At 63.4% G+C, this 14062-nt stretch carries 14 protein-coding genes; 11 read left to right on the plus strand and 3 right to left on the minus strand.

The genetic code is table 11. The annotated features are described in order from the left end of the window. Positions 1 to 113 precede the first annotated feature (113 nt). Complete coding sequence (locus D1820_RS01275) at positions 114 to 953, minus strand: MoxR family ATPase (protein ID WP_040172939.1); 840 nt, start codon at positions 951 to 953, stop codon at positions 114 to 116. A gap of 193 nt (positions 954 to 1146) precedes the next feature. Between D1820_RS01275 and dksA the strand changes: the two genes are divergently transcribed. Both dksA and D1820_RS01285 read left to right on the plus strand, forming a co-directional pair. Beyond that, on the plus strand, positions 1147 to 1569 hold the full coding sequence (dksA, locus tag D1820_RS01280) for an RNA polymerase-binding protein DksA (protein ID WP_036767290.1): 423 nt from the start codon (positions 1147 to 1149) through the stop codon (positions 1567 to 1569). Between the two features lie 119 nt (positions 1570 to 1688). Further along, the gene (locus D1820_RS01285) at positions 1689 to 2915 is read left to right on the plus strand and encodes an FAD-dependent monooxygenase (RefSeq protein ID WP_118067605.1); all 1227 of its coding nucleotides are present in this window, start codon (positions 1689 to 1691) and stop codon (positions 2913 to 2915) included. A 250-nt stretch (positions 2916 to 3165) separates the two neighbouring features. Here D1820_RS01285 and xth read toward each other — a convergent pair whose 3' ends face one another. After that, positions 3166 to 3972, minus strand: a complete 807-nt coding sequence (gene xth, locus D1820_RS01290; RefSeq protein ID WP_118067606.1) for an exodeoxyribonuclease III — start codon at positions 3970 to 3972, stop codon at positions 3166 to 3168. Between the two features lie 388 nt (positions 3973 to 4360). On the opposite strand from xth, the gene D1820_RS01295 reads away from it, so the two are divergent. Both D1820_RS01295 and D1820_RS01300 read left to right on the plus strand, forming a co-directional pair. Beyond that, on the plus strand, positions 4361 to 4597 hold the full coding sequence (locus D1820_RS01295) for a DUF6749 family protein (protein WP_118067607.1): 237 nt from the start codon (positions 4361 to 4363) through the stop codon (positions 4595 to 4597). Positions 4598 to 4667: 70 nt separating this feature from the next. After that, a complete protein-coding gene (locus tag D1820_RS01300; RefSeq protein ID WP_118067608.1) occupies positions 4668 to 5924 on the plus strand; it encodes a hypothetical protein in 1257 nt (418 codons plus the stop codon). 54 nt (positions 5925 to 5978) lie between these two features. On the opposite strand, the gene D1820_RS01305 is transcribed toward D1820_RS01300, so the two are convergent. Beyond that, the gene (locus D1820_RS01305) at positions 5979 to 6302 is read right to left on the minus strand and encodes an iron-sulfur cluster assembly accessory protein (protein WP_014874225.1); all 324 of its coding nucleotides are present in this window, start codon (positions 6300 to 6302) and stop codon (positions 5979 to 5981) included. 123 nt (positions 6303 to 6425) lie between these two features. Here D1820_RS01305 and D1820_RS01310 point away from each other — a divergent pair, with 123 nt between their 5' ends. The 7 genes from D1820_RS01310 to scpB all read left to right on the plus strand — a co-directional run bounded on the left by D1820_RS01310 (position 6426) and on the right by scpB (position 14059). Then, the gene (locus tag D1820_RS01310) at positions 6426 to 7583 is read left to right on the plus strand and encodes a deoxyguanosinetriphosphate triphosphohydrolase (RefSeq protein ID WP_254683389.1); all 1158 of its coding nucleotides are present in this window, start codon (positions 6426 to 6428) and stop codon (positions 7581 to 7583) included. A gap of 112 nt (positions 7584 to 7695) precedes the next feature. Continuing rightward, positions 7696 to 8025, plus strand: coding sequence for a hypothetical protein (locus tag D1820_RS01315; protein WP_040172957.1), 330 nt, complete (start codon positions 7696 to 7698; stop codon positions 8023 to 8025). 205 nt (positions 8026 to 8230) lie between these two features. Then, a complete protein-coding gene (gene argS / locus D1820_RS01320; RefSeq protein WP_118067610.1) occupies positions 8231 to 9976 on the plus strand; it encodes an arginine--tRNA ligase in 1746 nt (581 codons plus the stop codon). Between the two features lie 92 nt (positions 9977 to 10068). Further along, positions 10069 to 11445 (plus strand): SPOR domain-containing protein, encoded by a 1377-nt coding sequence (locus D1820_RS01325; protein WP_118067611.1) that lies wholly within the window; start codon positions 10069 to 10071, stop codon positions 11443 to 11445. 163 nt (positions 11446 to 11608) lie between these two features. Further along, entirely contained in the window at positions 11609 to 12613 is a 1005-nt protein-coding gene (gene nagZ, locus D1820_RS01330; RefSeq protein WP_118069957.1) for a beta-N-acetylhexosaminidase, read from the plus strand. After that, positions 12606 to 13397 carry a ScpA family protein gene (locus tag D1820_RS01335; protein ID WP_040177974.1) on the plus strand — a complete coding sequence of 264 codons (792 nt, stop codon included), beginning with the start codon at positions 12606 to 12608 and terminating at the stop codon, positions 13395 to 13397. Before nagZ ends, D1820_RS01335 begins: the two co-directional genes overlap by 8 nt. Then, positions 13397 to 14059 carry an SMC-Scp complex subunit ScpB gene (scpB, locus tag D1820_RS01340; protein WP_118067612.1) on the plus strand — a complete coding sequence of 221 codons (663 nt, stop codon included), beginning with the start codon at positions 13397 to 13399 and terminating at the stop codon, positions 14057 to 14059. Before D1820_RS01335 ends, scpB begins: the two co-directional genes overlap by 1 nt. Positions 14060 to 14062: the final 3 nt, after the last annotated feature.

The raw sequence follows: 14062 nt of genomic DNA on the forward strand, positions 1-14062 counted from the left end.
CACAACGATCGGATCGCCCAGATCACACAGGAAGAGGACACCAGATACGTCAGCCGAAAACCGTCATATATCAAGGCGCCCTCGCAAGCGCTTCGTGTTGTGCGCCCGTCTCTTCAGCGACGTCCCCGCGCCATGAAGGCAAGCCGTTCGAACAGATGCACATCCTGCTCGTTCTTCAACAACGCGCCGTGCAGTTTTGGCAGCGCGTCTGCGCCATCACGTTTCAGATCTTCCGCCGTCAGATCCTCGGCCAACAGCAGCTTCAGCCAGTCCAGCACCTCCGACGTCGACGGCTTTTTCTTCAACCCGGCTGTATCGCGGATCTCGTAGAACTGCGTCAACGCCGTGGTCAGCAGGCTGTCCTTGATGCCGGGGTGATGGACCTCGACAATCTTGCGCATGGTCTCGGCATCGGGGAACTGGATGTAGTGAAAGAAGCATCGGCGCAGGAACGCGTCCGGCAGTTCCTTTTCATTGTTGGAGGTGATGATCATGATCGGACGCTGACGCGCCCGGATCGTCTCGCCGGTCTCGTAAACATGGAACTCCATCTTATCGAGTTCCTGCAACAGGTCATTGGGGAACTCGATATCGGCCTTGTCGATCTCATCAATCAGCAGCACCACCTTCTCGTCCGCCTCGAAGGCCTCCCAGAGCTTGCCGCGCTTGATGTAGTTCTTGACGTCATGCACCCGCTCATCGCCCAGCTGGCTGTCGCGCAACCGGCTGACCGCATCATATTCATAAAGCCCCTGCTGGGCGCGGGTGGTGGATTTCACATTCCACTCAATCATCCGCAGCCCCAGCGCATCGGCCACCTGCCGCGCCAGCTCGGTCTTGCCGGTGCCCGGCTCCCCCTTCACCAGCAGCGGCCGCTCCAGCGTAACCGCGGCGTTGACCGCAATTTTCAGATCCTCGGTCGCGACGTAATCCTTAGTGCCCTGAAACTGCATTTCTTTCCTGCCTCGTTGCCTCTGTGCAACCCCTGGGGGCGCTCTTATGCAGGTTTTAACCCTTTGTGCGTACTATTGTGTAGTGACAATCGCTGACGCAGGGGATAAACGCTGCGGCATGCGGGGGGAGCCGCTGAGTTTGTAAACAATACCGAGGAAGACCGGCAGTATGGGGCAAACCAAAGGTAGTGAAATGAAGCAAGAAGTGTTTCTGCCGGATGATTATCGTCCAGCTGAAGATGAACCCTTCATGAATGACCGGCAGCAGGAATATTTCCGTCGCAAGCTGCATGAATGGAAGCAAGAACTCCTGGCCGAAAGTCGCGACACGATCGAGGGGTTGCAGGACAATACCCGCAATATCCCCGATGTTGCTGACCGCGCCAGTGAAGAAACAGATCGCGCGCTGGAGCTGCGCACCCGGGACCGCCAGCGCAAGCTGGTTGCCAAGATCGACTCGGCGATCCGCCGCATCGACGAAGGGGAATACGGCTACTGCGAAGTCACCGGTGAGCCGATCTCTCTCAAACGTCTGGATGCCCGACCCATTGCCACGATGAGTCTTGAGGCACAGGAACGCCACGAGCGCCGGGAAAAAGTCCACCGCGACGACTGATTTTCTTGCATTTGTAAAAAAAATCATAACGCCGGGGCCTGTTGCTCCGGCGTTTTTCGTTTATCTGGGGGTATCGCGCGGCCAGAACGGACCGGCCTGTGTGCAGATAGCGGGACAAGATGAGACTGACAGACCGAAAAATCACCATCATCGGTGCGGGCATTGGCGGGCTGGCGGCAGCGCTTGCCTTCAGCCGACAGGGCGCAAAGGTCACGGTTCTCGAACAGGCAGAGGCCATCACCGAGGTTGGTGCGGGCCTGCAAATCAGCCCCAACGGCGTTGCGGTTCTGCGGGCGCTGGGGCTGGCGGATGATCTCGCCTGGAGCGCGCCGCGCGCCCGCGCCGTGGTCCTGCGCAGCCACCGGCAGGGCCGCGAGGTTCTGCGGCTTGATCTCGACCAATATGCGCCGGGACAGAATTTCTACTTCGCCCACCGCGCCGATCTGATCAACCTCTTGGCCGATGCCGCGCGCAAGGCCGGGGTCAGGGTGCGCCTGCTGCAAAAGGTCGACCGCATCACCAGCGGTGCTCGCCCGGTGGTGCATCTGGCCAATGGCGCACAGTGTGGCGGGGATCTGGTGATTGGCGCCGACGGGCTGCATTCCAAGGCGCGGGCTGCGTTGAATGGCGTCGCGACGCCCCGCTTCACCGGGCAGGTGGCCTGGCGCGCGACTGTCGCCAATCTGCACAATCACCCGGCGGAGGCACAGGTTTTCATGGGGCCGGGTCGCCATCTGGTGACCTATCCGCTGCGCGACAGCAGCCTGATGAACATCGTCGCGGTCCAGGAACGCAAGACCTGGGCGGAGGAAGGCTGGCATCACCGTGATGACCCGGAGGCGCTGCGCAGCGCCTTCACCGGATTTGGTGGCGCCGCCGCCGATCTGTTGGCGCAGGTCGATCAGGTGGCCCTCTGGGGGCTGTTTCGCCATCCGGTTGCCGAGGTCTGGCATCAGGGCAACCTCGCGATCATGGGCGATGCTGCGCATCCCACCCTGCCGTTCATGGCGCAGGGCGCAAATCTCGCGCTTGAGGATGCCTGGGTGCTGGTCGATGCCCTGCGCACCGCCACCACTGACGAAGAAGGGCTCGCCGCCTATCAGAGCCGCCGCCGCAACCGCGCCGCCAAAGTGGTGGCTGCCGCCACCGGCAATGCCTGGAAATACCACCTGCGCCAGCCGCTCGCATGGCCCGCGCATCAGATCCTGCGCCTCGGCGGGCGGCTCGCGCCCCAGCGCATGGTACAGCAATTCGACTGGATCTACGGCCACGACGTCACCGGCGGCACCCCCGCCCCAACAGGCAACGACCCCGGCGCAGGTGGTCCCATCACGACGCTGGCCTAAGGTGACGGAACAGCAAGCCAAGCAGCTGTGCGTCGCGGCCCTGTCGCTGAATATTGATGGGGTGACGCCTGAGTCATTTCTCAGCGGCGATCAGACTGGCATGTCCAATGAGCAGGAGGCCGCGTGGGCAAATTTCTTCGACGTTATTGAACGTTTTCAATAGTATAGAAGACATGCGCGCGACGGCATAGCTGGCTGGATAAGGCCCACCCGCGCAGCACTCCGTCGGTGCGGTCAGGCCCTCAGCGCCTCACAGATCCAGATCGACCCAGACCGGCACATGATCTGATGGCTTGTCACGGCCGCGCACATCCTTGTCGATCTGACAGTCACGCAGCAGGTCGGCGGCCTGCGGGCTCAACAGGAAATGGTCGATGCGGATGCCATTGTTGCGGTTCCAGGCGCCGGCCTGATAGTCCCAGAACGAATAATGCCCCGGCCCCTGATGGCGCGCGCGGAACGCCTCGGTAAAACCGAGCGCCATGATCCGCTGAAACGCCGCCCGGCTTTCGGGGCGGTGTAGCGCATCGTCTTTCCAGGCCTCCGGGGTCTTGGCATCTTCGGCCTGTGGGATGATGTTGTAATCCCCGGCCATCAGCGCGGGCATTTCCTCGGCCAGCAGATCCTGCGCGCGCAGCCGCAGCCGCTCCATCCAGGCCAGTTTATAGGCGTATTTGCCGCCCTCGACCGGCTGGCCCTCCGCGTCCAGCTCTACCGGGTTGCCATTGGGCAGGTACAGCCCGCAGATGCGGATCGCCTGTTTGCCCACCACCGTCGCCTCGATCCAGCGCGCCTGTTCGTCGCTGTCATCACCGGGCAGCCCGCGCCGCACATCCTCCAGCGGCAGTTTCGACAGGATCGCCACCCCGTTAAAGCTCTTCTGACCGTGAGTTTCGACGTTGTAACCCCGGTCCTCGAACAGCTCGCGCGGGAAGGCTTCATCGACGGATTTGATCTCCTGCAGCACCACCACATCGGGCTGCGCCTCATCCAGCCAGTCCGGCAACGCGTTGATACGGGCCTTGATACCATTGATGTTGAAGGTGGCGATTTTCATATCCGGTCTCCTGCCTCTGTGGCCCGGGGTGGGGCGCCTGATCTATCGCCCAATCCGGGCGAGGGGGCAAGGGCGCGGCGGGACGCCCATGCCGAATCATCGCCGTCGAAAATGCGGCATATCGCAAAACCGCGCGACACCCGGTTTGCAGCGCTGCAAGAGGAGAGGCAGCCGATCCCCCCGCGTTTTGTGTGGCTGGGGTTGTGGACAGCTCTGTGGTTAACCTGTGCAGAAGCGGCTTATTTGCTTCCTGATCAGGCATCTGCCGCGCAAAGCTCATCGGTTGTCCCATCATAAAAACAACTCAAAGGCGTGCTTTCGTGTTGTCGAGCAGGCATTCCGGGTCAATCGTCGACGGGTGTTTTTCACCTAGAACGGGAGACGATCCATGACCATTGCTACACAGCGCCGCCAGACCGCGGCATCGCAATTGACCGCGCCAGAAACCGACCTTCACAGCGGCCAGGGGGCCGAGCTGTTTTCCTCCGGATCGCTTAGCCACGACAGCCGCGGTGACATGGTTGAAGGCGCCGGAACCGCGCTGTTTTCCTCAGGCTCAGCGCCCCGCGCTGATCGCGCCACCACCGGCGGTGCCGCAACCGGTCTGTTCTCCTCCGGCAGCTGATCCTCGACGAACCAACCTTCCAGATTGCGCCCTGCCGCCGGGGCGCACCCCCCGCATTGGTGCAAGATCCATGACTGTCATCCTGCCTTTCACACATCCCGGAGCGGGCCGCCGCAAAACCCGTCGCGCCGCCATCGGCACGCAGCCCAGCGATCAGCCCCCAACTGGACCGGGGCTCTCTGCGGCTGGCGCAGTTGCGCCGTGGGTTGAGAGCTTTGCCCGTCACCGGCGGCAGCCTCAAGATGTCTATTGGCTGAAGGAGAACGCAGAGCTGCTGAGCCTGCTTCGGGTGATGCAGCACCGGGTTGGGGGAGGCGCGGGCGCAGGGGGTTTCGGGGATGAGGCAGCCCTGTCCCCCCTGCGCCCGTTTTACGATCGCGCCGCACGGCAGTTGCAGTTTTTCCCGCAATACTATCGGTTTATCCTGTCGATCTGTCTCGACTACGAGGACCTGATCGGGACCGGTCACGTTGGATCCAACACCCGCGCAGCGGAACTGGCCCATTGGGTGGCCCATCAGGGGCTGGTCGAGGCGGAAATGTCAGACCTGCAACGGGCCGAGGCGCGGCAGCTATTGGCGCGACGCGGCATCGCGGTGCCAGTGGATCCGGGACTTGATGACAGGCTGCGCCGGTTTGCCCACCGCAGCCAGACCTTCGCCATCCCCAATCGCAAGGCTGCTTATGAGCTGACCCATATCGTGTTCTACCTCTCCGACTATGGTCGCCGCGATCCGGGGCTGGACGTCGCGGTGCAGTGCAGCCTGACCTATGCGGGGCTTCTGGCTTGCCTGGATCAGGATCTGGATCTCCTGTCTGAAATCTGCATCGCGCTGCGCTATTGCGGTGTCACGCCACTGCTCTTGTGGGAACAGGCCCTGACGCGCGCCCTGGCGGGCTTTGTTATCACGCCAGACGGGTTTGACGGGCATATGGATGGCTATCACGCCTACTTCGTCACACTATGGTGGCAGCAGATCTGCGGCCCGGCGCAACAGCCGCTGGGGGTGGATATCGGCGGCTTGCGCGTCGGCGCATTCCATATCGCGATGCCTGAAACCACCAGCCTGCTGCGCCCGCTGTCGGCTTGGCTGCTGGAGGTTGGGGGACGCTCGCAGATGACCGCGCCGCAGCTCTGGCGCAGCGCGGTGAATGAGATGACGGCCCAATACGGGCCGCAGGCGGGTCAACAGCTGTGTGACCTGCAGCACATCAGCCCGATGTTTGAGGGCTTCTGGCGCATCTTCAGCAGGTCAGGCGATTGCGGCTCAAAGCTGCGCCTGATTTGTAGTGATGGCCTCAGCCTGCTGCCACGCTCACCCGCATAGCGCAGATACCGCACAAAATGGAGCCACCCGCGCCTTCATGCGGCCAAGGGAGGATTACATCGAAAATGAGGTGCCGCAGCCGCAGCTGGAGGTGGCGTTGGGATTGTTGATTACAAACCGCGCGCCGATCAGCTCTTCGGTGAAATCAATCACCGCGTTTTCCAGAAATGGCAATGAGACCTCATCAACCACAACTTTCTGGCCCTGACCCTCAAGGATCAGATCATCCGCCTGCGGGGCGTCCAGGGCAATTTCATACTGAAAGCCGGAACAGCCGCCGCCTTCCACTGCCACACGCAGCGCCTGACCCTGATCGGCGGCGCCAATTTCGGCCAGCCGGGCAAAGGCGCGTTCAGTCACTTTCGGGGGCAATTGCATCTCTGGTCTCCCAATGAGGTGATCACTGCCGTGTTGCAGCAGAGACAATAATATAGAAAGGTGACGCGACAGGGACAAGATTGACCGGGGAAAAGATTAGTGACCTACGCGCCTTACGCGACCATGCCGGACCGCAGCCGTGGTCGTCAGATCCCCGAGGAAGAAAGTAGCTTCCGATCGCCCTACCAGCGCGACCGAGACCGGATCATCCACGCCAGCGCCTTTCGCAGGCTCAAGCACAAGACACAGGTGTTTGTCGAACATGAGGGCGACAATTATCGCACCCGGCTGACCCATTCCATTGAGGTGGGGCAGGTGGCCCGCACGATCGCGGGCGCGCTTGGCCTCAATCAGGAACTGACCGAGGCAGTGGCGCTGGCCCATGATCTGGGGCACACGCCCTTTGGCCACACCGGTGAGGATGCGCTGCATGCGCTGATGGCGCCCTACGGCGGCTTTGATCACAACGCGCAAGCCATTCGTATCGTCACCTCGCTGGAACGGCATTACGCCGACTTTGACGGGCTGAACCTCACCTGGGAGACGCTGGAAGCCATCGCCAAACACAATGGTCCGGTGGTGGGCGATCTGCCTTGGGCGCTGGCCGAGTGCAACGCGGCGGTGGATCTGGAGCTGCACACCCATGCGAGTGCGGAGGCGCAGGTGGCGGCATTGGCGGATGACATCGCCTATAACAACCACGATCTGCACGACGGGTTGCGCGCGGGATTGTTCACCGATGCCGATATCATGGACCTGCCGGTGATCGGGGCCGCGTATCATGCGGTGGACAGCCGCTATCCCGGTCTGGATGCGCGCCGTCGCCGACATGAGGCGCTGCGCCGCGTCTTTGGCGTGATGGTCAGCGATGTGATCGACGGCGCCCGACGTCGCCTTGCCGCCAGTGGCGCGCGCAGCGTCGAGGATGTGCGCTCCCTCGGGGCACCTGTGGTGGTGTTCTCCGATGCGCTCTGGGCCGATCTGAAGGACATCCGCGCCTTTCTCTTCACTCGCATGTATCGGGCCCCCAGTGTGATGCGCAAACGCGCCGAGGTCTCCAAGGTGGTCGAGGCGCTGTTTCCCTATTTCCTCAACCACCCTGAGGAGATGCCCGCCCGCTGGCAGGGGGATATCGCCGCCGCCGCAGGGGAAACCGCGCTGGCCCGCATTGTGTCGGATTACATCGCAGGGATGACAGACCGCTTTGCACTGCAGGAACACCGTCGCCTGTTCCCGGCTGAGGCCGCCGCTGCGGAGGTCGACCTGCGCGCGGGGGAGTAGGCGCGGGCTGCGCAGCGACTGGCGGTATCGCTGATGCCAACTGGCTCTATCGTCGGGCGGGCGCGATGCGGTTTGATAGGCAGGAGACAGCTGCAAACCGCAAGAGGGCGCCATGATCCCCACGGGCACCACAACCAGTGGCCTGACACATTGGACCGTCACCTTTCAGGACGCGCCGGAGATGGCGCGGATCCGTGCGGATCGGCTGCGCCGGGATGCCCATATCGCCTTTGTGCGCGCCCACCCGGAATTACAGATCGGCGGCGCGCTGGCGATGCGGCCCGAGCAGGATTTCCCCGGCGCCATCTGGAACGTAGAGGCCAAAACGCGCGGTGATGTGGAACGTCTGATTCTGCGCGATCCCTATTATGTCGCCTCGCTGCGCCGCTATCAGATCACCCGCTGGGGCCGCCTGCCGGTGCGCGACGCGCCGGTGGCCTGATCCGCAGGCTTGCGGGGTCGTACCGAGCTAGGCGACAGCGGGCGCGCTTCCACCGGTCGCGCCCAATTTTCTGACCGAGAAAATGGACCGGAAAATTCAAATTTTCCGCCCGCTGGCCCGCGCAGGCGGATAGGTGTCCTGCAATCCTGTTGACCCTGCCGCTGGCCCTCGGTATCCGCAACGGTGAACAGATGGGACGCCAGACATGAACCTCTTTACCGATATCCGCTCGCTCGTGCTTGACTGCCTCAAGGTAATGGTGGCTGAGGGCACCCTGCCCGAAGGGCTCGATTTTGCCAATGTCGCGGTAGAGCCGCCGCGCGATGCGGCGCATGGGGATATGGCAACCAATGCGGCGATGGTGCTGGCCAAACCCGCCAAGATGAAGCCGCGCGATATCGCCGATGCGCTGGCAGGGAAGCTGGCCGCGGACGCGCGCGTCACCTCAGCCGAGGTGGCAGGCCCCGGTTTCCTCAACCTGCGTCTGGATCGCAGCAGCTGGCAATCGGTGCTGGCGGCCGTCCTGGCGGAGGATATCAAATTCGGTCGCTCCGACCTCGGCGCGGGCAAGCGGGTCAATGTGGAATATGTCTCCGCCAACCCCACCGGCCCCCTGCACGTCGGCCACACCCGTGGTGCGGTGTTTGGCGATGCGCTGGCCAGCCTGCTGGATTTTGTCGGCTATGACGTCACCCGCGAATACTACATCAACGATGGCGGCGGTCAGGTCGACGTGCTGGCACGCTCTGTCTACCTGCGCTACCTTGAGGCCCACGGCCAAGAGGTCGCCTTTGTCGATGGCACTTACCCCGGCGACTATCTCGTCCCGGTTGGTCAGGCGCTGAAGGACAAGGTTGGCGATGCCTATGTGGACCAGCCCGAAGATGTCTGGCTGGAGGAGATCCGCAATTTCGCCACCGATGCGATGATGGATCTGATCCGCGCCGATCTGGCCTCGCTTGGCATCCAGATGGACAAGTTCTTCTCCGAGAAATCCCTCTACGGCACTGGCCTGATCGAATCCGCGCTGAAAAGCCTGGATGACAAGGGCCTGATCTATGAGGGCGTGCTGGAGCCGCCGAAGGGCAAGAAGCCCGACGACTGGGAACCACGCGAACAGACCCTGTTCAAATCCACCGAACATGGTGATGACGTCGATCGCCCGGTGAAAAAATCCGATGGCGCCTGGACCTATTTCGCACCGGATATCGCCTATCACTATGACAAGGTCGAACGCGGCTTTGATATGCTGATCGACATCTTCGGCGCCGATCACGGCGGTTATGTGAAGCGGATGAAAGCAGCCGTCTCAGCCCTGTCTGATGGCAAGGTGCCCTTGGATATCAAGCTCTGCCAGCTGGTGAAGCTGTTCAAGGACGGTCAGGAATTCAAGATGTCCAAACGGGCAGGGACCTTTGTCACCCTGCGCGATGTGGTGGATGCGGTGGGGCCGGATGTGACCCGCTTCATGCTGCTCACCCGCAAGAACGATCAGGGCTTTGATTTCGACCTTGATAAGGCGCTGGAACAGTCCAAGGACAACCCGGTCTTTTATGTGCAATACGCCAATGCACGGATCTGCTCGACCCTGCGCAAGGCGGCGGAGGCGGGGATCGCCACCGACGACGCCACGCTGGCCGCTGCGGATCTGTCGCTGTTGCAGGATGATGCCCAGTTGGCTGTCGCCAAGAAGCTGGCGGAATGGCCGCGTCTGGTGGAAATCGCCGCCCGCACCAATGAGCCGCACCGCGTGGCCTTCTACCTCTACGATCTCGCGTCTGAGCTGCACGGGCTCTACCACCTCGGCAAAACCAACGAAGGTTTACGTTTTGTTAACGAGAGCAACCCATCTGCAACACATGCGAAAATGGCGCTGGCCAAGGCCGTTTCCATTGTCATTTCCGCCGGTCTTGGTATTCTTGGGGTCACACCGGCGCAGGAGATGCGATAGCTAAAATCGCCCAGGCCGCCGGATCGAGGCAGATCATCAAGTAGAAACCCGGGGCGGCGCATCGCGCACAGTATGCGGGCAGTGAGGCGGAAATGGCGTATTTTACGCAGGCAGGTCACGGCCAGTCGTATTCCAATGGAGGGGACCGTTCTTCGGACCCCGCCACAGAAACGCAAGGGATCCGGCAGGAGCCGTCTTTCGCCGATGCGCATTTGCGCGATCCCGTTGCCCAATCGCCCTATCCGCAGCCGGAACACCCCTTCGGCCATGATCCGCAGACACCCGCTCCGCGCCCGCAGGCCGCCGCAGGGTATGGCCAGCAGCCGCAAGCGGGTGGGTATTTTGCACAACATCAGCCGCAGGCGCCCGCGCAGGGCTATAGCCCTTATCAGCAGGCAGCCTCCGCCTATGGCGACCCGGCAGAGGACGCCTATAGCGGTCCGGGTACCGACCAGGGGCACCGCTATGACGACTATGGATTTACCCCCGAACCCGCCGACACCGGCCGCGCCGGACTGGCGAAGGCGTTTAGCGCCCTCGGCGCCGTGGCCTCGCTGGCGCTGGTCGCAGGCATCGGTCTCTGGGGCTATCAGCTGATTTCACGCGACGTAAGCGGCGTGCCCGTGGTGCGCGCTGTCGAAGGCCCGTTGCGGGTGCAGCCAGACAACCCCGGCGGCCTGCCCGCCGATCATCAGGGCCTTGCGGTCAACGCGGTTGCCGCCAACGGCAACGTCGAAAGCCCCGCCGACCGTCTGACGCTGGCCCCCGAAGACGTGGCGCTGACCGATGATGATCAGCCGATGCAGGCGGCCCTGTCCACAGGCAGTCCGGGAGCCGGGCGGGACCGCGCCTCCGCGCCTGACACCTCCGATCTTTCGACTGAGGCGGTGGCCGCCTATCAGGGCGGCGACATCGACGCGCTGGTGGCAGAGCTGACCGACGGCGTCACCCCACTGGGACAGGATGCGCTGAACGGGGCAGAGCAGCTGTCCGCTGCCGCGCCAAACGCCGCCCCGGCAATTGTGCAGCCGGAACCCCTGCAACCCGTGAGCATCGCCGCCGTGGCCCCGGGACCGAACGCGGCCCTGCGTAACGCCCCCGGCGTGCGCGTCTCGCTGCGGCCCGCAGCGCGCCCGGCGCGGTTCTCTCCAACTCGTGCGGTTGCGGCCACCCCGGCGGCACGCACCACCCAGGACGTCTCGCCCGACAGCCTGCCCGCAGGCACCCGGCTGGCCCAGCTTGGCGCCTACGAAAGCGCAGAGGTGGCCCGCGCCGAATGGGACCGCATCCACGGTCGTTTTGCGGACTATCTGGAAGGCAAGAAACGCGTGATCCAGAAGGCTGAAAGCGGTGGTCGCACTTTCTACCGCCTGCGGGCGATGGGTTTTGCCGATCTCTCCGATGCGCGTCGGTTCTGCTCCGCTCTGGTGGCAGGCAACGCCGACTGTATTCCCGTGACCACCCGCTAGGGCATCCCCGCCAGGACTTGGGGCCACCCCCGACACCTCAGCGCCCGGCCCAGCCGGGCGTTTGTCGTTTACCATCCGGCAAACTGCTGCCAGTTTGCCCCATCCGACCATGGCGCCGCCCGCGACACTGGTGTATCAGCGCCCCAGCACAAAGAGGATCGCAATGCGTTACGGAGCCACCATATTAGATGCCGAAGGCCTGCGTCTCAGCGCGGCGGAAAAGGCGCTGTTTCAGCGGGTCAATCCGTTTGGCTTCATCCTGTTTGCCCGCAATGTCGACACTGCCGAACAGACCCGCGCGCTTTGTAGTGACCTGCGCGAGGCGGTGGGCCGTGATTGCCTGATCACCATCGACCAAGAGGGCGGCCGGGTGCAGCGCCTGCGCTCGCCACTGGCGCGGCAATGGCAGCCCGCATTGGATCACGCGCAGGCGGCAGGGGCGGGCGCAGACCGTGCCATGTATCTGCGCGCGCGGCTGATCGCAGAGGAATTGCGCAATCTGGGCATCGACAGCAACTGCGCGCCGCTGGCGGATGTGGTGGGCGAGGGGACGCATCCGTTCCTCAAAAACCGCTGCTATGGCAGCGACCTCACCACCGTGGTCAACCGCGCCCGCGCCACCGCTGACGGCCTGCTGGACGGCGGTGTGGTGCCGGTGGTGAAACACATCCCCGGCCATGGCCGCGCCAGCATGGACAGCCACCATGATCTGCCCCGGATCACCGCCTCGCTCGCCGATCTGGCGCGGGAGGATTTCGCCGCATTTGCCGCGCTGAACGATCTGCCGATGGGGATGACGGCGCATCTGGTCTATGAGGCCCTCGACAGCCAGCCCGCCACATTGTCCCCCCGGGTGATGCAGATGATCCGTTCTGACATCGGCTTTGACGGGCTGATCATGAGCGACGATATCTCGATGAAGGCGCTCAACGGCGCCCCCGCAGATATCGCCCGCGACACCATCGCGGCCGGCTGCGATGTGGTCCTGTTCTGCAACGCCCCGCTGGATGAGCGCGCCGCCGTGGCCGAGGCCGCAGGCGAGATGACCGACGCCGCACAGGCGCGTGCTGCGCGCGCCGAAGCCGCCCGCCGCGCGCCCACCGCGCTTGACATACCCACGGCCGAGGCCGAACTATCAGCCCTTATGGGCGGACAGGTATATGGCTGACACTCTGTTTGACGACGACGCGCTCAGCGTCGAGGACCGGCTTGCGGCCGAAGCATTGATCGTGGACGTTGACGGCTACGAGGGGCCGCTTGACGTGCTCCTGTCGCTCTCGCGCACGCAAAAGGTCGATCTGCGCCGCATTTCAGTGCTGGAACTGGCCCGCCAATATCTCAGCTTTGTAGAAAAGGCGCATGAGCTGCGCATTGAACTGGCTGCGGATTATCTGGTGATGGCGGCCTGGCTCGCCTATCTGAAATCCCGCCTGCTGCTGCCACCTGACCCGACCGAGGAAGGCCCCTCCGGTGAGGAACTGGCCGCGCATCTGGCGTTTCAGCTGGAGCGTTTGCAGGCGATGCGCGACAGCGCCGCGCGGTTGATGGCGCGCGACCAGCTGGGGCGCAACTTCTTTGCCCGTGGTCAGAGCGAGGATGTCACCCGCATCCGCACCGTCAGCTACTCGGCGAACCTCCTGGATCTGATGCAGGCCTACGCCCGCATCCGTACGCGGGATGATTTCCGCCCCTTCGTGCTGGACCGCGAGGCGATCTTTACCATGGAGGCGGCGCTGGAACGGATGCGCCACCTGATCGGCTACACCGGCAGTTGGACCGATATGATCACCTATCTGCCCGAAGGCTGGCACGCCGACCCGATGAAACGCCGCTCCGCCACCGCCTCCACCTTTGCGGCTTCGCTGCAACTGGTGAAAGAGGGCCATCTGGAGCTGCGCCAGAGCGAGACCTATGCGCCCATTCAACTGCGCATTCGTGACAAGGATACCTGATGGACGACCACAGCCAGAACACCGTTGCGGAGGAAACCCAAACCCTGTTTGAAGCGCCGCCGATGGCCGAACAGGAGCGCATGGTTGAGGCGGTGCTGTTTGCCAGCGCCGAACCGGTCACCGTGCGCGATCTTGAGGCGCGGATGCCGCACGGCTGCGAACCGGGCACCGCGATGGAGCACCTGTGCAAACGCTACGAGGGGCGCGGCGTCAATATCGTGCGCGTTGGCGATGCCTGGGCGCTGCGCACCGCCTCCGATCTCGGCTTTCTGATGCAGAAGGAAACGGTGGAAACCCGCAAACTCTCGCGTGCCGCCATCGAAACCCTTGCTATCATCGCCTATCACCAGCCGGTCACTCGTGCTGAAATCGAGGAGGTGCGCGGGGTCTCTGTGTCGCGCGGCACCATTGATCAGCTGTTGGAAATGGACTGGATCCGCCTCGGTCGCCGCAAGATGACGCCGGGCCGTCCGGTGACATTTGTCGTGACGCCGGTATTCCTTGATCACTTTGGGCTCGAAAGTGCGCGCGATCTGCCCGGCCTCAAGGAGCTGCGCGCCGCTGGCCTGTTGGAAAACCGCCCGCCACCGGGCAGCCTGCCCCTGGGCGGACGCGGCGACAGCGACGAGGTGGAGGAACAGCCGGAACTCTTTGGCGATTGATTG

Source organism: Phaeobacter sp. LSS9, from assembly GCF_003443595.1.
Taxonomy (GTDB): domain Bacteria; phylum Pseudomonadota; class Alphaproteobacteria; order Rhodobacterales; family Rhodobacteraceae; genus Phaeobacter; species Phaeobacter piscinae.

Bases quoted from the DNA above. Each gene is read 5' to 3' on its own strand.
- nagZ (WP_118069957.1), top strand. From the start codon at position 11,609: ATGCGTTACGGAGCCACCATATTAGATGCCGAAGGCCTGCGTCTCAGC.
- D1820_RS01285 (WP_118067605.1), top strand. From the start codon at position 1,689: ATGAGACTGACAGACCGAAAAATCACCATCATCGGTGCGGGCATTGGC.
- D1820_RS01275 (WP_040172939.1), bottom strand. From the start codon at position 953: ATGCAGTTTCAGGGCACTAAGGATTACGTCGCGACCGAGGATCTGAAA.
- D1820_RS01325 (WP_118067611.1), top strand. From the start codon at position 10,069: ATGGCGTATTTTACGCAGGCAGGTCACGGCCAGTCGTATTCCAATGGA.
- scpB (WP_118067612.1), top strand. From the start codon at position 13,397: ATGGACGACCACAGCCAGAACACCGTTGCGGAGGAAACCCAAACCCTG.
- D1820_RS01310 (WP_254683389.1), top strand. From the start codon at position 6,426: ATGCCGGACCGCAGCCGTGGTCGTCAGATCCCCGAGGAAGAAAGTAGC.
- xth (WP_118067606.1), bottom strand. From the start codon at position 3,972: ATGAAAATCGCCACCTTCAACATCAATGGTATCAAGGCCCGTATCAAC.
- D1820_RS01305 (WP_014874225.1), bottom strand. From the start codon at position 6,302: ATGCAATTGCCCCCGAAAGTGACTGAACGCGCCTTTGCCCGGCTGGCC.
- D1820_RS01295 (WP_118067607.1), top strand. From the start codon at position 4,361: ATGACCATTGCTACACAGCGCCGCCAGACCGCGGCATCGCAATTGACC.
- D1820_RS01315 (WP_040172957.1), top strand. From the start codon at position 7,696: ATGATCCCCACGGGCACCACAACCAGTGGCCTGACACATTGGACCGTC.
- dksA (WP_036767290.1), top strand. From the start codon at position 1,147: ATGAAGCAAGAAGTGTTTCTGCCGGATGATTATCGTCCAGCTGAAGAT.
- D1820_RS01300 (WP_118067608.1), top strand. From the start codon at position 4,668: ATGACTGTCATCCTGCCTTTCACACATCCCGGAGCGGGCCGCCGCAAA.
- D1820_RS01335 (WP_040177974.1), top strand. From the start codon at position 12,606: ATGGCTGACACTCTGTTTGACGACGACGCGCTCAGCGTCGAGGACCGG.
- argS (WP_118067610.1), top strand. From the start codon at position 8,231: ATGAACCTCTTTACCGATATCCGCTCGCTCGTGCTTGACTGCCTCAAG.